The following is a 20,941-nucleotide window of genomic DNA, read 5'->3' on the forward strand; positions in this document are numbered from 1 at the left end:
CAAATGCCTAAGGAAAAAATCCATTTTAAATTTAATAGTGATTTAAAAAAGAAAATAGAGTTTTTTGGAAATGAAGAATTATATAAAAAAGGATATATGTTTATATATATTTTTTATAATTTGGATATGTTCCCACATTCTGGCGGTTTATATGTAATACGCCCTAAAACAAAGAAATAAAACTAAATCTTTAAACGGTAATAATATAAAGTCTTTATTTTATTATATCTGTGCAAATATTGAAAAACTAACCTTTTATGAAAAACTATATTTTATTATTAGGTATTTTACTTTTTACAAGCTGTAAAACTAAAGAAGATTATTCTAAATATACATATATTGATGAGGGAATAGAAAGTGATAAATATGAAATAAGTACAATCTTTCCTAAAGAAGTGGAATTATTTACCATTTTTGGTCCCCCTTATGCTTCTGACCCAAGAACCTATCGTGCTGAGGAAATCAATCAAATGCCTTTAATTGCATATGATCAGTCTAATTTTTTGTATTTTAGATATAAGAATAATAATAAAACTAATGATTTCAAATATAATATGTCAAAAAATATGATTGATACTTTAAGTACTGAAGACATGAATGTTATACGTAATTCTTATGCTCATAAGGAAAATAAATTTGTTAATTTTAAATTCCCTGAAGCAGAAAAATATTATAACATTGTTAATAAGGAATATTATAGTGAAATTTCTGAAGAAAAGAAAAATAAAATATTAGAAGAATATAAAGACAGTAAGGAAGAAATAAAACAAGATATCATAAAAACTTTTTCAATAAGATATAATATCCTTTATGCAGAATTGCAAATGCCTAAGGAAAAAATCCATTTTAAATTTAATAGTGATTTAAAAAAGAAAATAGAGTTTTTTGGAAATGAAGAATTATATAAAAAAGGATATATGTTTATATATATTTTTTATAATTTGGATATGTTCCCACATTCTGGCGGTTTATATGTAATACGCCCTAAAACAAAGAAATAAAACTAAATCTTTAAACGGTAATAATATAAAGTCTTTATTTTATTATATCTGTGCAAATATTGAAAAACTAACCTTTTATGAAAAACTCTATTTTATTATTAGGTATTTTACTTTTTATAAGCTGCAAAACTAAAGAAGATTATTCTAAATATACATATATTGATGAGGGAATAGAAAGTGATAAATATGAAATAAGTACAATCTTTCCTAAAGAAGTCGAATTATTAACCATTTTTGGAGAACGTTATCCCGCTGACCCAAGATTTTCTCATGCTGAGGAAATTAATCAAATGCCTTTGATATATTTTAATAAAAAAAATATGATTTTTTTTATATATATGACCGTGATAATTCTATTGCTTATTATATGAAATATAATTGTCTAACTAATAAAAAAGATACCATTAATAACGAGGATAGTATTAAAAGATACAAATTGATTTTTGAAGATAATTATAAGAAAAAAAATGATTTAGTAGATTTTAAATTCCCTGAAGCAGAGAAATATTATAAAATTGTTAATAAGGAATATTATAGTGAAATTTCTGAAGAAAAGAAAAATAAAATATTAGAAGAATATAAAGACAGTAAGGAAGAAATAAAACAAGCTGTTATTGAAACCCGTTCATTACGGTATAATATACTCTATGCAGAATTGCAAATGCCTAAGGAAAAAATCCATTTTAAATTTAATAGTAATTTAAATAAAAATATTAATTTTTTTGGAAATGAAGAATTATATAAAAAAGGATATATATTTATATATATATATAAGAATTATAGTAAAATACCTCATTCAGGTGGTTTATATGTAATACGACCTAAGACAAAGAAATAAAACTAAATCTTTAAACGGTAATAATATAAAATCTTTATTTTTTATATCTGTGCAAATATTGAAAAACTAAGCTTTTATGATACCTAGCCCTAATCAGCAAATATAAAATCAAAAATAGTTTAGGCTAAACCTTGGCTCATGGATTGTTTTCTCTTGAATTAGAAAAAAAACATACGATTATCCTTTTGAGTTTTATTAAATATACCCACGAAATATTATAATATATTATATGGAATATGTTTTTTTTCTAATTCTTTAAGAGAAAATCATATGACTTATTTAATGATTTAATTTGTGGTTAAACCTCCGTCTACAGACATAATTGCACCTGTAATCCAATTTGCATTTTCGGAGGCTAAAAATGTAGCCATATGAGCGATATCTTCTGTTGAACCGATTCGACCCAATGGGTATATCATGGGAATTAAACTCTGTATTTTTTGTTTTTCATTGTCATTCATTAATGATAGGTTGGTTCTTAATTGAGGGGTATTTATTGAGCCCGGAGCAATGGCATTTACGCGAACTCCTTTTTTGCCAATTTCAAATGCCAGTGATTTTGTAAATGATTCTAATGCACCTTTGGTTAGGGAATATACAGTAGAACAATTTCCTGCCAACATTCTTTTAGAGAAATAAGAAGAAATATTTATAATATTGCCTTTATTTTTTATAAGGGAACCTAACAAATATTGGCTTAAAAAATAGGGTGCTCTCACATTTAAATTAAGATGCATATCGAAAAGATTGCTATCCATCTGCTCAAAAGGAATAAAACGACCTATCCCTGCATTATTGACCAATATGTCAATATCGGGTGAAATTTCTAAAATTTTATCAGAAATATCTTTTATTGCCGATATGTCTGACAAATCTCCATTGATTACAGAAATAGATGTACCATAAGTTTTTAAATTATTTTTGGCTTCTAATAGTTTTTCCTCATTCCGGGCCACTATACATATATCAGCCCCATTTTTTGCAAACATTTCAGCGATAGCAAAACCAATTCCATCGCTTCCTCCTGTTATTACAGCATATTTATTTTTTAACATAATTATTAAAGATTAAAAGGGTTAGGAACATGTTCATTAGATACTTTTGCTACTGCTTTCCACCCATTTGGAAATTTTATTAAAGAAATAAAATCGGTACTGAGTTGTATGTCATCTCTAAACAATTCTACTTTAACAACTGCGGCAGCGTCGGTTATATCCAGAACCGTAAGTTTATAATCAACCTCTCTTAATTTAGTTTGATTTTTCTCAGGATTCGTCTTATACTCCATAACCACATTCTTCCACATATCCAAAGGCAGTTTAAACAGGTTATTTTGTTGAGGAATCAATATGTTGAAATCAGGATGAAATCCTTGATCCATATCATTCACATTCAGTTCGTTTAAAGCTCCGTTCAAAAAACTTTTTCTTATTAATTCTTCAATGACTTCTTTTTCGTTCATTTCTTTTTATTTTAATAGTTAAACATTTATTTATTATTTTCTTATTTGAGGTTGTCAATTAAATAAGTTCCGCCGATTGAAAGTTCTGTTAACTTATTGGCCCGGTTATTTTCTATAATTGCTGTTATTAACCTTTTTATGGGTTCTCCTAAAGGTTCGTCGGACAAATCAAAAGTTCCATAATGCATAGGAATAAATATTTTTCCTTTTAAATCATTAAATGCGTTTACTGCTTCTTCCGGATTCATATGTGAGGAAGCCATCATGTACTCAGGAGAATAAGCCCCTATTGGAAATATGCATATATCTATGGCTCCAAACAGATTATAAATATCTTTATATATATGCGGATGATATGCGCTATCTCCTGCAAAAAAAACCTTGGTTTTCTTCCCAATTATCAAGAAACTTCCCCAAAGGGTTTTATTAAAATCATTTAAGGAACGCCTGCCCCAATGCTTAGCAGGAAGAAAGACAATTCGTATATCTTTTTCTATATTGTACTCTTGATACCATCCTGCTTCTTGTAAAGGAATTTTTTTTAATTTTTTGGTAGAAAATAGCCTTTTTGCTTCAAGAGGGGCTAATGCTTGTATGAATGGATTATTTAGATGTAATTGCTCTATTGATTTTTTATCAAAGTGATCACGATGGTCGTGCGAGACAAGCAAATAATCTATATTCTTTAAGGAATCGGGATTGCAAGGAAGCTGCACTTTTCTTTTTTTTGTCGGAATATCTCCGAATACCGGGTCTGTAATTATTCGAGCTCCATCTAATTGAATTAAAAATGTAGCATGTCCCAACCATATAATTTTATTTTTAGTATCTGAAAAACTATCTATAGATTCGACCGTTAACCTATAGTTTTCCTCTTTTTTTTCTTTTTTCTGCGGATTTTTACTAAATTTCCATTTTAGTACTTCTAATAACGGAGCCGATTCGGGAATCGTGTCATTTTGGAATTTTCCATTTATAAATACATTTCCTTTCCAATTCGGGTTAACACAAACCAGACTCGGGTTTATTCTATATTCTATCATATTCTGACTTCTAAATAAAGTGTTATATCCTATTATACAAAACAAAACAGCGATTCCAATTAATTGTAATATTCTTTTTCTTTTCTTGGTTTTTAACAGTTTCATAGCTTTGTCTTGGTTTTTTAATTTAGTCAAATGACTAAATTAAAAGTAAAAAAAATTATATTGTTATACTGTTTATAATCAGATTATATACATGCACGGTTCTATCTTTAATCATTTTATTAAATTCTGTTTTCTTTTTTGGGTAAAGGAAATTAGAGATAAATTCATTTGCCATAAAAGGAAATAGGGATAGGGACATAATATCTATAAATAATACTTTAGGATCAATTTCTTGTATCTTTTTTTCTTTTCCTAATTTTTTAATCTCTTCAAAAAAAAATGCATAATTATTATTTATATCTTGCTTTTCTTTATAGGAAGTAATAATTGTCCAAACAAACTCGGAATTTACAGACAATTCATGCATTATAAAGGAAGCAAGCTGAGGATATTTTGCACATGTACTTATATAAGAGGAGATAATTAGTTTGATCTTTTCAAAAATATCGACATCTGAAGATAAAGCTTTATTTAAGCGTTTGAATAATAAAGAAAAAGCTTCACTAAACACAATTTCGAATATTTTATCTTTCGTCCTGAAATAGTAATGTAACAATGCAAGGTTTACTTCTGCCTTACCGGAAATATCGCGCACGGTAGTTCCTGTAAAACCTTTTTCATAAAAAAGCTCACGAGCTGCATTTATTATTTTCTTTTCTACTTCCTTTTTCATTTTTAAATTTAGTCATATGACTAATTCTCGGTAAATATATAAATATTATTTATAATACTTCATGAACTTTGTGAAAATTTATATAATGCATTGAAAAATAAGGTTTAGAAAGGTATGACCTGTGTTTTCTTAAATTGTTTTTCCTTTTTATATTGTCTATTATTCCCAAGGAGTTTTATAAATATCATCATAGTTATCGGCCTCAATAACTTCGAATCCTAATTTTTCTAAAAAATATTTTTTCCCTTTATATTGTGTGTTAATGTTGTCGGGTTTTACAATGTACCATCCTTTTCTTTTCCTTTCAGGAAATTTCCTGAAATATTTTGCCCTCTCTATTAACAGCCATCTTAAAAATACTTCATTTTCTTCTAATCCTAAACCAAAAATACAAAGCGATTTGTTGAAAATAATATGAAGCCAAGTTTTATTTCCTTCCCAGTTATTCATATTTTTCCCTGTGAATAAATTATTCTCGTCTCCTTTGTGTATTAAATACCGGGCTCTTTCTACCGAGCCCATATATTGGGATAGCCCCAACCGAATACTTCTATGATATTTAATAAAACCGTTTATAAACCATACGCCAAATCCATCGGTAGGAAATGTCCATTGTCTTTCTCCGTAATAAGTTTTCCAAGGATAAAAATCGGTAAATCCTTTTTTTTCAATATCAAAGGATTTCAGTTTTAGGGCTTGGGGCAGTACTAAGTCAAAATTTGTAGTGAGAACCGGTGCCTTAAGCTGCTTTGCTTTTTCTAAAAAAGATTTATGATGGGGTTCATTACTCCAGCTTTCCAGTAATATACAGGCTTCTTTTTGTATTTCATTGTTTGTATGGGATGTAGAGTTTTCAATATCCAATAAATCATAAAATTCTGTTAGCGATATTCCCTGAGGTACTTCTGAAATGGTACTGAATGAGAATTTATCCCAGAGTTTAATCAGTAAATCGTCCCAAGATATAGCTTTGGGATTATTCGGGTATCGATTTATTCCATTTCCTACTATAAAAGCAATATCTTTAGAATTTCTTTGTATAACCGTCTTTACATCCATTAACTTTTTATTGGTAAAACTAAATTTACATAAAAATATACATTTAAACAATATTTATAATTAAATAAAATGTACTAAAAAAAGAGGATTTTTATTTAAAAAAAATGTAAAACGAAGATAAAACTTATCTATACCCTTATTTTAATTATATTCTAACTTTATTTTGTTTTGCCTACCTCAAGCTTATTTTTTTGTAGAAGCTGAATTCTATTTATTTCAACTTGTTTTTTAAATAAATTAAAATAGTTTTTAAAAATCTAAATTACTCCAATCTTTTTCTCCTTCAATTTTATCAGTTATATTTCCTTTTTCATCAATGAGGAAGGTAGTGGGAAAAACTGTAGGTAAAAGCGAAGTTTCTATAGGACTATTTGCATCATAAACAGGAAAAGTATAAGAATTCTCTTGTAAAAACCGTAGTACATTTTCTTTTGGTTCTTTCATATAAATTAAAACAAACTGATATTTTTTTCCTTTTTCATTATATAGTTTCTGAATCTGCGGCATTTCCTTTACACATATGGGACACCAGGTACCCCAAAAATGCAGGAATATCTTTTTTCGTTTAAATACTCTAAGATTGATATCTGAAGTATTGATTCCTTTTAAATCTATATCATATTGTTTTTCTGATAATGTTTTAGGTATAAAATATTCACTTTGAGCATCGTTGGATTGTATTTTTTCTAATAATTTCCTGAATGGAGTAAATAACACGGCTAAAATAATAATTATTAAGGTGAAATTTAATATATAAACCGGTCTTACTTTCATACCATTTTTAACTTTTAACTATAAGACGCGTCAATTCTTTGGATATAGTATGACCTTTATCTTGATTATAAAAGTTTTGAATATCTATAGCAAAATCATCATGGGAATAATGTTGCGGATCGGATTTATATTTTTGGAGAAAGGGGGTACATGGTTGCGGGCGAGGCCCCCAATGGGCAATTTCCTGAAAAGTTTCTGCATTTATAAGGATAACAATAGGAATTGCTTTTCCTCCGTTTGTAAGATATTGGTTTATAAGCCTTTCATTTTCATCTCTAAATACTAACCTTATATCTAATTTATCTGTGCACCTAACCATTTTATTGATAACAGGTACAATTTGACTTGCATCTCCACACCAACCTTCGGATATAACCAGTATATTTATTTTATGGGAAAGGCTAGCCAATTGCTTAATTACAGATTCTTCCAATACCAAAGTTTTATCATTTCTATGAATTCGGCTAAGATTCAGACGCGTATATTCGGCTAATTTTTTAATATTTTCATTAGAAGAATGGATTTCTTGTTTTTCCTGCAGGGTTATTATTTCTTTATATTTTTCATAAGAAACTCCCTTATTCCAAAAATATCGTAAATCTATTGACGGTTCCATCATTTAAAAATGTAATTTTTTTTAGGGTTTTTCATTAGTTGCCACCACAAATATAATCAAGGGCTCATCTCCTGTATTTATGATAGAATGATAATTACCTATACCCTGAATAGCTGTAATATTGCCTTTTTGTACCTCTACTTCTTTTATTATTTCATTTTCTCCTCTCCTTTCGGTATATTTTCCTTTTCCATGTACAATGACATATAATTCTTGTTCTTTTTTACTTCCATGATCATGAAAACCTCCTTCATCTCCTTTATTTAGAAGTACCATATATTGTGCGAAACGATTATTTACCAATTCACCCGATTGTATGGTAGAAATCATATATACTACTCCTTTTCCATTGTACATAGATTCTCTTTTTATGATTTCACAAACTCCATTTTCTTGTTTTCCGAAGGGATAAAATTTTAAGTCTACATAAGGAGAAATTTTTTTAAGTATTTCAGCTTGTTCGTTTGCTTCCATAGTATTTTTTTATGAGTTTTATATTTTTCTTAGTTTATTGAGTAATGAAAAATCTGCTATGACCATTGCTGCCAAAGCTTCTACAATAGGAACTGCACGTGGAACTACACAGGGATCGTGTCTACCTTTCCCATGTATTTCTGCTTTGTTTCCGTTCTCATCTATGGTATCCTGTTTTTTCATGATTGTTGCTACCGGTTTGAAAGCTACTCTACATATAATATCCATACCGTTGGATATTCCTCCCTGAATACCTCCTGAATGATTGGTTAGCGTTTTTCCGCCTTCTGCAAAAATATCATTATGTAATGAACCCGTTAGTCGGGTTCCTTTAAAACCACTACCTATTTCAAATCCTTTGGCGGCATTTATACTCATCATTGCTTGAGCTAAACGTGATGATAATTTATCAAAAATGGGTTCACCCAAGCCTACCGGAACATTTTTTATTACACAGGTAATAATTCCTCCTATTGTGTCTCCGTTTTTTTTAATCTGAGTTATTTTTTCAATCATTTTTTCGGCTACTTCTTCATCTGGACATCTTACAATGTTATTTTCTGTAAGAGAAAGGTCTAAATCATATATGTCTTTTTTTGTTTCTATATCTCCTACGGATGAAACAAAGGCCTGAAAAGTAATATCTGGAAGCAACTGTTTACACAAGGCCCCAGCCACTACCCAATTAGCGGTTTCTCTGGCTGAGGTTCTCCCTCCTCCTCTATGATCTCTGATTCCATATTTTGAAAAATAGGTATAATCTGCGTGAGAAGGTCTGAATACCTGCAAATTATGTTCGTAATCTTTAGATTTTTGATTGGTATTTTTAATAATATACCCTATTGATTGACCTGTCGTCTTTCCTTCAAATATGCCGGAAAGAAATTCTACTTTATCTTCTTCTTTTCTTTGTGTTACAATTTTGGACTGACCGGGTTTCCTACGATCCAATTCTTTTTGTATCTGGTCAAAATTAACTGTAAGTCCAGCAGGAAATCCGTCTATAATTCCCCCCATAGCAATACCATGGCTTTCTCCAAAAGTAGTTATTTTTATAACTTTTCCAAATTCGTTGAACATATAGCAAATTTAGGAAATAATATGCACTTTTTTTATTTCTATTTTTTTATTTTCTGAATTGAAAACCCAATTTTTTTAATAATATTTTAATTCTATTATAGATATTCCATATTTTGCTCCGTCTAGTTCTGATAATTTTAAAAAGCTTATCCTTTTATGTTTTCCTCGTTTTGTTTCTAATACTTTCCTTTCATTTTTTGATTTTATATCTTTTTCTTCCCCTTTATGTTTATAGCATACTATTTCTGTTATAATATCTTTTGCTTCATTAAATGTATAGTCACATTGCAGTTCATTATTTGTAAGATTCCCTGTATTTATATTATCTTCATTATAGAAGTATTCGATTGGTTGAACTTCATTGCCATCATCATCTTTATAAAACTCTTTAACCATGTTATTATTGTAATCGTAGTTATAATAGATGGTACTATTGTAGTAGTTATTTTGATAGATTACTTTTTTATTAATGTTTTGGTTTATATCATAATAATAATAAGTTTCATTGGTCGTACCTTTTTCATAATTTAATTTTACTGTTTTTATTGGAAGACCATTTTTATTATAATAAAAATAAGTGTCATAATTCTGATCTATATTTTGTACTAAAAAATTATTATAAAAGAGATTTTCATATATAGATTTGTTTATCATACAGTCATGTTTAAAGGTAGAAATTCCATTTCTATTAAATTCTGTAAATTCACATTTACCATTGCCTAATGTGTCTTGTTTTATATTTTTTATACTTTTTAAATAGGTTTTATCAAAAAGTGTAGTACTTGTTGTTTCTATCGGTATAATATGACTATATGAAGGGTTATTTAGATTTTTATATTCGTTACTATTCTCATAAAGTGATATCATATTTACATTATCTTCTTCCAATTCATTTAATTGTATTAAGTTGTTATCCACAACAGGTTCATACCAATTTTGAGCAAAAAAATAATCCTGATCACTTTTATCTGAAAACTTATACCCATACCGAGCATATATTTCTTTTTTCATAATATTCAGCTCTTTTGGTTTCTTATTTTTTAAATCTTCAACTCCTATACGTGTGATAGAAGTTTGTGGATACTTACCAGGTATTTCTTCAGGGATTATATCTTCTTGACTATCATTTAGTCTACATGTAGAGACTGTATTATTTTTATTTGGAGTACAAACCATTATATTGATTGGTGGTTGTTCTTTATCGTAATTTACCCCTTTTTCTTTAAGGTAAACAAAAGAAATTTTTAACTGATCAGAAATTAATTTTCCATCTTCAATCACTAAATTTGTTAATTTTTCTACTTTACGATGGAGGTCTCCTCCTTTTTTACTATTAAAATCCATTACAACATACTCACTTATTCCTTGAGCGTAAGTTTTTCCCTCCAAGTTCATAATTTTAATAAAATGACTGCGGGTTCCGTTTTTAAAGAGAAAAACTGTATTTACTTTCTTAGCATTATCTCCAACATTTTCATCTATTAATGAGGCATCGATCTCTTTCCCTGATTTATTATATATTTTCTTAGTTTGTGCAAAAGCAATTGCCTGAAATGTTATTATTATAAATAAAAAAAAATTTCTCATAATGTGTTCTTTACTACACAAAAATAATTAAAATGATCTTATCCTAAAATTTTTTTTATACTTTATATGTATTTAATTCTCAAATAAGGTTTTTATATTGTTTTTACCATAAAAAAGAACTATTTAATTATAAAAATTAAATAGTTCTTCACACATAAATTAAGAATTAAAAAAATATAATTAAAAATAAGTTAAATTAACTTATTATTTTTTTATCAAAACTATTATAAGATCCATTACATTGGTTAAGGTAGAACCGGTAATGTAATGTCCTCCTACTTGTTGAAAAAAATGATAAGAATCGAATTTATTTATAAATAAATTGATATCTAATCCTTTATTTTTTGCATCTTTTATTGTATCTGCAGTGACTATAGCTCCGGCTGCATTGGTAGGCCCATCATTGCCGTCGGTTCCTGCTGAAAGAATTACAATTCCTTTTTTTCCTGAAAGTAAACGAGCTGCACATAATGCTAAATGTTGATTTCTTCCGCCCAATCCTTTCCCATCCACTTTTACCGTAGTTTCTCCACCGAACAATAAACAGATACTTTCCCCTATATTTAATTGCTTTTGTTCTGTTAATGCTCTTTCAACTATTTTTTTTGCTACTATACAAGCATCACCCTCTAATTTTGATGTTATAATTATGGAATTAATTTCTAAATCTTTAGCTTTTTTTTGAGCATATTCCAAGGCTATTGAATTACTGCCTATAATAAAATTATGCACTTTATCGAAAATTTTATCTTTAATTTTCGGTGTTTCGGAAATATTTCCTTTTACTCCTTTTTCTATATATTTTTTTAGATTTTCTGGTATTTCGTCTTCTAAATTATATTTTGAAATAATATTTTTTACATCTAGAAAAGTTGATTGATCAAAGGTAGTAGGACCTGAAGCTATAACATCCAAGCCATCACCTACAACATCTGACAATATAAGACTTGCCGTTTGTGCGGGATATATTTCTTTAGCCAACTGACCTCCTTTTACTTTTGATACATGCTTACGAACGGCATTCATTTCATTTATGTTAGCCCCACTTTTTAGAAGAATTTCATTTAATTTTATAATGTCTTCAGGTGAAGCTTCATTTGGGAAGTCAGTTAATAAAGAAGATGCCCCTCCGGAAAAAAGGCAAATTACCAAATCTCTTTCCTCAGCTTTTTTAGCCAGAGTAATGATGTCTTGGGTTGCTTTAAATCCTTGTTTATCAGGAATAGGATGACCTGCTTCGGTAATGTTTATATAGGTAAGTGAACAAGCTTGTCCATATTTTACTATAATATGTCCTGCAGTAATATGGTTTCCCAGGATTGTTTCCAGTTCTTTCCCCATCAAAGCACTAGCTTTTCCTGCTCCCACAACATAGATATTATCAATCTGCAATAGGGAATAGCGCATATTCGCAATATGTAAAATATCTTTTTCAAGCTTTACATTTTCACGAACTAACTTATCCGGTAGAACACTTTCTACTCCTGCTTTAAAAATATTTTTAACTATCTGTATAGAATTCATTGTTTTACATCTTCAAAAGTTATAAAAGAGAACACTCTTATAAATCTTAAACTCGAAGGTGCTTTATTACTTTTTTAGTAAATTTTAATAATATTTTGGATATCTATTCTTTTTTTTAAAACAATCATTAAAATTGAAAACATTAATATTTCTAAAACAGAAATAAATGTATCTAACTTTAGAATGTTCGAAAGAATTCCAATTAATATAACAGTAAATAATACAGACAGTAAAGGTGTAAACGTAAACGCACACATAAATAATTAGTATTTTATTTTTATAGTTTTGTAAAAGTTTCCCAAAATTAAATACTATTATCGTTTTTAAATCATTTTATTATATGACTTTTAGCATATATTTAATATATCAGAAATAATATTCTCTAATAAACATATATTTTAAATAATGTGATTATAGTTTATAAAAAAAATTAAAAATTCAATTTCCTAGATGAAAAAAATGAAATTAAAACTCCAATAAATAAAACAGTACTTAATACTATAAGATAATTATAAATACTAAATTTTATGGGAAAAGCCATATAAGAATTAGCCATTACTAAGCCAAAATTAGCTTGTATCCAGGTAAGTATTGTTCCTAAAATTATTCCTAATATTACTCCTGAAATAGTTATAATTATTCCTATAGTAAAAAATAATCTTTTCAGCCCTTTTATGCTATATCCTAATGAGATTAAAGCTTTTGACTGATGTTTCTTATCTAAAATAATTATAATAATAGCTCCTGCCAAGTTAAAAGATGCAATTATAATAACTAATATAAAAATCATATAAATAAACAACTGTTCTATTTTCATCATTTTTAAGAATGGAGCATCTTGCTCTTGCCTTGTTAAAACCTGATATTCATCGCCTAATTCTGATTTTATTTGTAATTGAGTAGAGGCTATATGTTTATTTTTTAATTTAATTTCTATAGAAAAAGCACTCTCTATCGGTAAATTTAATAATTTTTGAGCTGTACTTATAGGAACAAAAATGTAATTTTCATATTGATCATTTAATGCAAACACTCCTGTCATATAGACATTACATTTCTCAAAAGCATTATCTATAGTTAAAAGCCCTTTTCCAGGTTTAGGCATATATAATGAGACTAATGAAGTACTGTCTAAAGGAATTCCTAAACGAAAGGCAAGTGCATTTCCAAATGCAGCTTCTTTAGAGATATTCTTGATTTGAGAAGTTGTCGGAAATTTTCCTACTTGAAAACAAGTATCTATTTTAACTACCTTAAGAAAATTCTCATCCACTCCTTTTAAAAAAGCTATTTCATCTTTATCATCGTACATTACATATACCTTCTCTTCTATAACTTTGGTATAGGCTTCTATATTTTCATTGGCAGATAAAACCTTTTCAACTTTATTTAAATTCTGTATGGTTTTACCTGAAACAGGTAAAATTTTCAAATCAGGATTTATATCACTAAATAACTTAATATTAAAGCCTTCCAAACCACTGAAAACCGAAAGTATTACAAACATGGCACAAGTGGCTATAGCTATAGCTACCAAAGAAGTGTACATAATAATACTAACAGCTTGAGTACTCTTTTTAGATATAAAATATCTGAATGCTATATACCAAGATAAATTTTTCACTAACTATCTTATAGGATTTTCATCTTCTCCTTTTAAGGCTTTTTCTATTTTTTCCACTTCATCTAAAGAGGTTTCTAAATAAAAGGATAATTGAGGAATTTGTCTTAACTGTTTTGAAAGTTTAGTACCTAAAATTTTTCTGATCTTAGGTTTTAAAATATTGATTTCATTTATCAATGGAGTTCTATATTCTTGTGGAAAGATACTTAAATATACTTTTGATATACTTAAATCTGCAGTAATTTTTACATCTGTTACCGTTATTAATATTCCTTTTCCCATTGCAGAAGACTGCCGTTGAAAAATTATAGATAATTCTTCCTGTAATAATTGGTTAATTTTTTTTTGCCGATTATTTTCCTTCATTTTACAAATTTATGCAACTTTAACCAAAAATAATCATTTTATGAAAAAAATAGAGCTTTTATGTATAACTCTGAAAAATATCAGATGATAAATAAAATTTTTTTCTAAGATTTTAGCCACTCTTTTTTTATATATTCCTGAGAGATAATATTTATGAAAATAAAACATAAAATTCTACTTGTTGTTGTTCTTCCTTTAGAAATCAATTCTTATATTAGTAGAAAATTAGGCTAGAATATATGAATATCTATCAAATTAATACCGGAGAAGAAGCAAAGAAATTTATTAACTCTTTAACACTGGAAAAATTAATGGACAAATTGCTTAATTTGTTTTATGAATTAGGTATTAAAATCATTACCTGTATTATTATTTACTATGTGGGCAAATTTATTATCCGGTGGATAGAAAAATTTGTAAATAGAATTTTAGAAAAGGAAAAAATAGATAACTCTTTAAAATCTTTTTTAAGTAATCTGGTAAATATAACTCTGACTATTCTTTTAATTATGTCTATTATTGGAGTATTGGGTATACAAACTACTTCTTTTGCAGCATTGATTGCTTCAGCCGGACTAGCTATAGGTATGGCCATGAAAGATAATTTGGGAAACTTTGCAGGAGGTGTAATGATTTTATTTAATAAATCTATAAAGATAGGAGATTATATTTCTGCACAAAACCAAGAAGGAACTGTAAAATCTATTGGGATTTTATATACAATTTTAACGACTTCTGATAATAAAACTATCTATATACCTAATGGCCCATTATCAACAGGTAATCTTTTAAATTACTCCACACAAAAACAAAGAAGAGTAGATATTACTATAGGAGTTGATTATGGAACTCCTCTTACAAAAGTTAAAGAAATTCTTATTCATATCATAAATTCTAATTCTTCTGTTTTAAGAGATCCTGAACCCTTTATAGGACTAATAAAACTTAATGATAGTTCAATTGATTTTGTTATTAGAGTTTGGACTGAATCTAAAGATTATTGGAATGTTTACTTTTATTTAAATGAAAAAATTTATGAGAAGTTTACTGAAGAAAAAATCAATATTCCTTTCCCTCAAATGACCATTCACATGGCTAATGACGATTCTAAATAATAAAATATTTTATTATAGTTAGGTAATTATTCAAAATAATCTATTTTGTTTTGATTATTTTAATTTAAATGTAATATATTTGCACTATCAAATTTTGCACTAACATGCAATTGAATTAATTTTTTCATGATAAAATCCGACAGAGAATCATCGATCTCCTATCAGATCAGTTATACTGAAAATTTATTACGAAATGTATTGAATGCTCGATTAAATGAATTTAATGTAGATATTACTCCTGAACAGTTTCTAATCTTAGACCTATTAATAGAAGAAAATAAAGAAATATCAATGCAATGGATTTCAAAAAAAATTCACAGGGATAATTCTTCTATTACCCGCTCTATTGATTGCTTAGAGAAAAAAAAATATGTATCACGGATCAATGCTTTAAAAGATCGAAGAAAAAAAATTATTATTATCACTGAAAAAGGAAAAGAAATTTATATAGAAGCTAAAAAAGTAGCTAAACAGCATATTGAAATAACTACAACCAGATTAACGAACCATCAAATTGAGGAATTATTAAAAAGTTTAAAAATTATTCAACAGAATTTAATTATTTATAAAAACGAAGATAAAATTACTCAAACTAAGTCTATTTAAAAAATAAAAAATAAAAAAAATTTTTTTTTTATAAGTGTACTTAATATATTTGCACTTTCAATTCAAAAACAGATGGCAAATAATACGGTTGATAAAGATATTTTTTTTACCATTTCTGAAAATGATATAACAGGTTTTTTACTATGGAAAGTAAATAACTACTGGCAACGTGAATTTAAAAAAAAATTTGAAAAACTAGAACTTACACACAGTCAATTATTTCTTTTATTTGGAATACTACATATGAACAGTCTTAATAAAGAAGTAACACAAAAAGATATCTCAGTAAAGGCGGGCATAGATCCTATGACCACTTCTACAGTATTAAGAACCCTTCAAAAAAAAGGATGGATAAATAGAAAATATAATAAAAAAGATTCTAGGACCAAGCTCATTTCCATAACACAAAACGGAAAACAAATTATTGAAGAAGCTAGTAAAATTATTCATGAGTTTAACAATTCTTTTTTTAAACCTTTAGAAGATAAACAAAAATATTTTCAAAATGATTTAATTCTTTTATCAAAAGATGAGCTCAATGATGAAGAAATCTCTAAGCTTCAAGTAAATAATAATTGCTGGAAAAATAATGAAAATAATAATTAAAAAATAAATAATTAAGAGATATATGAAATTAAACAAAATACGAATTATTGCTCTATTAATCTCTGGAGCTATAATTTTAGGTTCATGTGGAGGTGATGAAAAAAGTAAAGCTGCTGCCGCTGCTGCCGGAAAGCAAAGTCAAGTTTTACCCTATCCTGTAAAAGTTGTTACTTCTCAAACTGCTGTTTTGGAAAATGATTATCCTGCTACCATAAAAGGTAAAGAAGATATAGAAATAAGACCTATGGTAGAAGGATTTATTAAATCCATAGAGGTAGATGAAGGTTCTGTTGTGAGAAAAGGTCAACTTTTATTTACCCTTGATTTTCCTCAATATACTCAAAATATACGAAATGCAGAAGCTGCTATAAAAACAGCAGTAGCAGAAGTCAATAATGCTGAAATGGAAGTGGAAAAAGTACAGCCTCTAGTGCAAAAAGGAATTGTTAGTAAATATCAATTACAGGCAGCTCAATATGCACTCCAGGTTAAAAGAGCTGCTTTAAATCAGGCACAAACTCAGTTAGCTAATGCTCGCATTAACCAAAACTATACTTATATAACAAGTCCTGTCAATGGAGTTGTAGGTTCTATTCCTTTAAGGTTAGGTAGCTTTGTTAATAGTTCCTATGTATTAACTACAGTAGCTAATACTTCTAATGTATATGTTTATTTTTCAATGAATGAAAAACAACTATTGGATTTCTTGAAAGATAAACCCGGATCTACTCAAGCTGAAAAAATACGAAGAGCAGAACCTGTAAAACTTATTCTTTCAGATGGAACTGAATATATAGAAAAAGGTAAAATTGAAACTATCAGCGGTATAGTCAATACAGGTACCGGATCAGCTAATTTTAGAGCCAACTTTGAAAATCCGCAAGGATTACTAAGAAGTGGTTCAACAGGGTCTATAAGAATACCTGTAACTATAAATAATGCATTGGTAATTCCACAAAAAGCTACATTTGAATTACAAGGACAAACATTTGCTTATGTAGTTCAAAGTAATAATAAAGTAAAACAAACTAGTATTACTGTTACTCCTCTTACAGATGGTCAGTCATTCGTAGTAAATTCAGGATTAAAAGAAAATGACAAAATTGTTGTAAACAATATACAAAATCTTAAAGATGGAGATCAAATTAAACCTCAACTATAATAATTATTAATCCTATTTCAATAATTATAAAAATAAAAAATAGAAAATGCTTAAGACATTCATTGAAAGACCTGTACTTTCTACAGTAATATCCATTATAATTGTAATATTGGGAATTATAGGGCTCGTAACCCTACCTGTATCCCAATATCCGGAAATTGCTCCCCCTACCGTTCAGGTAACAACCACTTATCCGGGAGCAAATGCGGATGTAGTAATGAAAAGTGTAATTATTCCCTTAGAAGAGCAAATCAACGGGGTAGAAAATATGACCTATATGACTTCCCGTGCAGGTAATGACGGGAGTGCTACAATTACCATTAACTTTAAGTCTGGTACTAATGCAGATATTGCGTCAGTAAACGTTCAAAATTTAGCCGCCCGTGCAAACAGCTTACTTCCTGCCGAAGTAACTCGACAAGGTGTAATTGTACAAAAAACACAAAGTAGTAACATTTTATATGTTGGTTTAATAAGTAATAAACCGGAATATGATTCTAAATTTTTGCAGAATTATGCCAATATAAATATCCTTCCTCAAATTAAAAGAATCTCTGGTATTGGTGATGCTCAGGCTAGAGGAGCTAATACATATTCTATGAGAATCTGGCTAAAACCTGATGTAATGGCATCATATGGTATTACTCCAGATGATATAAGTGCTGTACTTGCAGAGCAAAACTTAGAGGCTGCGCCAGGTACTATAGGGCAAAATAGTAACCAAACTTTTGAATATACTCTAAAATATACCGGTAGATTAGTTACTGCTAAACAATTTGAAAATATGGTAATCAAATCTTTACCTAATGGAGATGTCCTTAGGGTTAAAGACATTGCCAAGGTCGAGGTAGGATCAGAAATGTATAATATAACTACCAGTATAGACAGAAAACCTTCTGTTGTAATAAGTATTGCCCAGACTGCCGGATCGAATGCGCAAGAAATCATAAAAAACGTAGAATCTACTTTAAAAGAAGCTGAAAAACTATATCCTAAAGGAATAGAAACAGTATATTTAATGAACGCTAATGACTTTTTGGATGCTTCTATAGAAAAAGTAATCCATACACTGGTAGAAGCCTTTATTTTAGTATTTATTGTGATTTTGGTGTTCTTACAAGATTTCCGTTCCACATTAATTCCTGCAATATCCGTTATTGTAGCTATTGTCGGTACATTCTTCTTCTTATCATTATTTGGATTTACTATTAATATTCTAACTTTATTTGCATTAGTACTAGCCATCGGTATTGTGGTGGACGATGCTATTGTGGTCGTCGAGGCAGTGCATGCCAAACTTGAATCTGGTATGAAGGATGCTAAAAAAGCTTCTTTACATGCGATGGATGAAATAGCCGGAGCTATAGTTTCTATTACATTGGTTATGTCTGCGGTTTTTATACCAGTAAGTTTTATTAGTGGTACTTCCGGAGTTTTTTATAAACAATTTGGTCTTACATTGGCTATCTCAATTATTCTTTCTGCTATTAATGCATTAACGTTAAGCCCTGCCCTTTGTGCTGTTTTCTTAAAACCCCATGCAGAAGATGAACATGAAAAGAAAAAAGGAGTGGTACAAAAATTAAAAGATGGATTTAATACGGCTTTTGATGGTATGACCGCTAAATATAAATCGATTTTAACTTGGACATCTCATTTAAAATGGAGTGTATTTGTAATCATAGGAATTTTTGTTGGTTTGTTATATTTTCTAATGAAAACTACTCCTACAGATTTTGTTCCTCAGGAAGATAGTGGATTCATTATGTGCGATATAGCTCTACCACCAGCTTCTTCTCTAGAAAGATCAACAGAAATAGGTAATCAGGTAGTTAATGTTGCTTCCGGAATTGGTACCATTGAGCATATAGCTCAACTTAATGGTATTAGCTTCATAAGTGGTACCGGAGATAACTATTCTACAGTTCTTATTAAATTAAAACCATGGTCTGAAAGACCAGGAATTGAAATTAATAAAGTTGTAGGAGAATTATTTATGAAAACTGCTTCCATTCAGGGAGGTAAAATCATATTCTTTGGAGCTCCTACCTTACAAGGATTTGGTATATCTAATGGATTTGAATTTCAGTTGCAAGACCGTACAGGTGGAAATATAAATAAATTCTTTGAAGTAAGTAACAAGTTTTTAGGAGCGTTAAATCAACGACCTGAAATTATGTACGCAACCAGCTCTTTTAACCCTAATTTTCCTCAATACCAAATCACAGTAAATGTTGCTAAAGTTAAACAGGCTGGGTTAACAGTTAACAATATACTTAATGCACTTCAAGGTTATATTGGAGGTGTATATGCTTCTAATTACAATGAATTTGGTAAACAATATAAAGTAATGATTCAAGCAGATCCTATATACAGGAAAAATCTAACTGATTTAAATGGAATGTATGTAAGAAATTCAAATGGTGAAATGGCTCCTATCTCTGCTTTTATTACTTTAGATAGAGTTTATGGGCCTCAGGCACTAGAAAGGTTTAATATGTATCAATCCATCCCAGTAAACGGTGCACCTAATGCCGGATATAGCCCGGGAGATGCAATTAAAGCCATACAGGAAGTTGCTGCTCAAACATTGCCTGAAGGCTATTCTTTTGATTATTCTGGAATGACTCGGGAACAAGTTTTAAACAGTGGTTCTCAAACGGTATATATCTTTATTCTTTGTTTAATTTTCGTTTATTTTCTATTATCAGCATTATACGAAAGTTACATCGTACCTTTATCTGTAATTATATCATTACCTATTGGATTAGCAGGCTCATTCATCTTTGCAAAAATATTTAACATTACAAATAATATATATCTGCAAATAAGTTTAATTATGTTAATTGGATTATTAGCTAAAAATTCCATTTTGATTGTCGAATATGCCGTACAAAGAAGGGCGCAAGGAATGTCTATTACAGAAGCTGCGATTAATGGAGCAGAAGCACGTCTAAGACCGATATTGATGACTTCATTCGCATTTATTTTAGGTTTATTACCCCTTATGATGGCTTCAGGTGCTGGTGCTGCAGGAAATAGATCTATCGGTACAGCCGCTGTTGGGGGAATGTTGATAGGAACTATAATAGGACTTATTGTTACTCCGATGTTATTTGTTATATTCCAAAGTTTACAGGAACGATTTACATCTAAGCCTGTAGAAATAACTGTTTCGGATGATGATGATGATGATTTATTAAAATAATGACAGAATACAGAGTAA

Annotated in this window: 22 protein-coding genes; 9 read left to right on the plus strand and 13 right to left on the minus strand. The window is 28.9% G+C overall.

The window, feature by feature from the left end; translation table 11 throughout:
* The 4 genes from C4S76_RS11760 to C4S76_RS05235 all read left to right on the plus strand — a co-directional run.
* On the plus strand, positions 1 to 180 hold a 180-nt coding region (locus tag C4S76_RS11760), incomplete at its 5' end, for a hypothetical protein (protein ID WP_181044065.1).
* Between the two features lie 77 nt (positions 181 to 257).
* Positions 258 to 1,001: a hypothetical protein gene (locus tag C4S76_RS05225; RefSeq protein ID WP_105193351.1), complete on the plus strand. Its 744-nt coding sequence runs from the start codon at positions 258 to 260 to the stop codon at positions 999 to 1,001.
* Positions 1,002 to 1,078: 77 nt separating this feature from the next.
* The gene (locus tag C4S76_RS05230) at positions 1,079 to 1,372 is read left to right on the plus strand and encodes a hypothetical protein (RefSeq protein ID WP_105193352.1); all 294 of its coding nucleotides are present in this window, start codon (positions 1,079 to 1,081) and stop codon (positions 1,370 to 1,372) included.
* Positions 1,369 to 1,839, plus strand: a complete 471-nt coding sequence (locus C4S76_RS05235; protein ID WP_105193353.1) for a hypothetical protein — start codon at positions 1,369 to 1,371, stop codon at positions 1,837 to 1,839. Before C4S76_RS05230 ends, C4S76_RS05235 begins: the two co-directional genes overlap by 4 nt.
* Before the next feature lie 287 nt (positions 1,840 to 2,126).
* Here C4S76_RS05235 and C4S76_RS05240 read toward each other — a convergent pair whose 3' ends face one another.
* The 13 genes from C4S76_RS05240 to rbfA all read right to left on the minus strand — a co-directional run bounded on the left by C4S76_RS05240 (position 2,127) and on the right by rbfA (position 14,226).
* Positions 2,127 to 2,894 (minus strand): SDR family NAD(P)-dependent oxidoreductase, encoded by a 768-nt coding sequence (locus tag C4S76_RS05240; RefSeq protein WP_245915797.1) that lies wholly within the window; start codon positions 2,892 to 2,894, stop codon positions 2,127 to 2,129.
* Between the two features lie 5 nt (positions 2,895 to 2,899).
* Complete coding sequence (locus C4S76_RS05245; protein ID WP_105193355.1) at positions 2,900 to 3,301, minus strand: nuclear transport factor 2 family protein; 402 nt, start codon at positions 3,299 to 3,301, stop codon at positions 2,900 to 2,902.
* Positions 3,302 to 3,342: 41 nt separating this feature from the next.
* Positions 3,343 to 4,449, minus strand: a complete 1,107-nt coding sequence (locus tag C4S76_RS05250) for an MBL fold metallo-hydrolase (RefSeq protein WP_146105691.1) — start codon at positions 4,447 to 4,449, stop codon at positions 3,343 to 3,345.
* A 55-nt stretch (positions 4,450 to 4,504) separates the two neighbouring features.
* A complete protein-coding gene (locus C4S76_RS05255) occupies positions 4,505 to 5,122 on the minus strand; it encodes a TetR family transcriptional regulator (protein WP_105193358.1) in 618 nt (205 codons plus the stop codon).
* A 159-nt stretch (positions 5,123 to 5,281) separates the two neighbouring features.
* Complete coding sequence (locus tag C4S76_RS05260) at positions 5,282 to 6,181, minus strand: hypothetical protein (protein ID WP_105193360.1); 900 nt, start codon at positions 6,179 to 6,181, stop codon at positions 5,282 to 5,284.
* Between the two features lie 249 nt (positions 6,182 to 6,430).
* The gene (locus tag C4S76_RS05265; RefSeq protein ID WP_105193362.1) at positions 6,431 to 6,955 is read right to left on the minus strand and encodes a TlpA family protein disulfide reductase; all 525 of its coding nucleotides are present in this window, start codon (positions 6,953 to 6,955) and stop codon (positions 6,431 to 6,433) included.
* A 7-nt stretch (positions 6,956 to 6,962) separates the two neighbouring features.
* The gene (locus tag C4S76_RS05270; protein WP_105193364.1) at positions 6,963 to 7,574 is read right to left on the minus strand and encodes a thioredoxin family protein; all 612 of its coding nucleotides are present in this window, start codon (positions 7,572 to 7,574) and stop codon (positions 6,963 to 6,965) included.
* 18 nt (positions 7,575 to 7,592) lie between these two features.
* Positions 7,593 to 8,045, minus strand: a complete 453-nt coding sequence (locus tag C4S76_RS05275) for a cupin domain-containing protein (protein WP_105193366.1) — start codon at positions 8,043 to 8,045, stop codon at positions 7,593 to 7,595.
* An 18-nt stretch (positions 8,046 to 8,063) separates the two neighbouring features.
* On the minus strand, positions 8,064 to 9,125 hold the full coding sequence (gene aroC / locus C4S76_RS05280; protein ID WP_105193368.1) for a chorismate synthase: 1,062 nt from the start codon (positions 9,123 to 9,125) through the stop codon (positions 8,064 to 8,066).
* Between the two features lie 75 nt (positions 9,126 to 9,200).
* Complete coding sequence (locus tag C4S76_RS05285) at positions 9,201 to 10,712, minus strand: YARHG domain-containing protein (RefSeq protein ID WP_105193370.1); 1,512 nt, start codon at positions 10,710 to 10,712, stop codon at positions 9,201 to 9,203.
* A 204-nt stretch (positions 10,713 to 10,916) separates the two neighbouring features.
* Entirely contained in the window at positions 10,917 to 12,236 is a 1,320-nt protein-coding gene (locus C4S76_RS05290; protein WP_105193372.1) for a glycerate kinase type-2 family protein, read from the minus strand.
* Positions 12,237 to 12,666: 430 nt separating this feature from the next.
* Complete coding sequence (locus tag C4S76_RS05295) at positions 12,667 to 13,860, minus strand: ABC transporter permease (protein ID WP_146105692.1); 1,194 nt, start codon at positions 13,858 to 13,860, stop codon at positions 12,667 to 12,669.
* Positions 13,861 to 13,863: 3 nt separating this feature from the next.
* Positions 13,864 to 14,226, minus strand: a complete 363-nt coding sequence (gene rbfA, locus C4S76_RS05300; protein ID WP_105193375.1) for a 30S ribosome-binding factor RbfA — start codon at positions 14,224 to 14,226, stop codon at positions 13,864 to 13,866.
* Positions 14,227 to 14,465: 239 nt separating this feature from the next.
* Between rbfA and C4S76_RS05305 the strand changes: the two genes are divergently transcribed.
* From C4S76_RS05305 to C4S76_RS05325, 5 genes are all read left to right on the plus strand, one after another.
* The gene (locus C4S76_RS05305) at positions 14,466 to 15,341 is read left to right on the plus strand and encodes a mechanosensitive ion channel family protein (RefSeq protein ID WP_105193377.1); all 876 of its coding nucleotides are present in this window, start codon (positions 14,466 to 14,468) and stop codon (positions 15,339 to 15,341) included.
* A gap of 126 nt (positions 15,342 to 15,467) precedes the next feature.
* Positions 15,468 to 15,947 (plus strand): MarR family winged helix-turn-helix transcriptional regulator, encoded by a 480-nt coding sequence (locus C4S76_RS05310; protein WP_105193379.1) that lies wholly within the window; start codon positions 15,468 to 15,470, stop codon positions 15,945 to 15,947.
* A 72-nt stretch (positions 15,948 to 16,019) separates the two neighbouring features.
* The gene (locus C4S76_RS05315) at positions 16,020 to 16,553 is read left to right on the plus strand and encodes a MarR family winged helix-turn-helix transcriptional regulator (RefSeq protein WP_105193381.1); all 534 of its coding nucleotides are present in this window, start codon (positions 16,020 to 16,022) and stop codon (positions 16,551 to 16,553) included.
* A 22-nt stretch (positions 16,554 to 16,575) separates the two neighbouring features.
* Positions 16,576 to 17,715 (plus strand): efflux RND transporter periplasmic adaptor subunit, encoded by a 1,140-nt coding sequence (locus C4S76_RS05320; RefSeq protein WP_105193383.1) that lies wholly within the window; start codon positions 16,576 to 16,578, stop codon positions 17,713 to 17,715.
* A 46-nt stretch (positions 17,716 to 17,761) separates the two neighbouring features.
* Positions 17,762 to 20,923, plus strand: a complete 3,162-nt coding sequence (locus C4S76_RS05325; protein WP_105193385.1) for an efflux RND transporter permease subunit — start codon at positions 17,762 to 17,764, stop codon at positions 20,921 to 20,923.
* Positions 20,924 to 20,941: the final 18 nt, after the last annotated feature.

The organism is Apibacter adventoris, from assembly GCF_002964965.1.
In the GTDB taxonomy this organism is placed as follows: domain Bacteria; phylum Bacteroidota; class Bacteroidia; order Flavobacteriales; family Weeksellaceae; genus Apibacter; species Apibacter adventoris.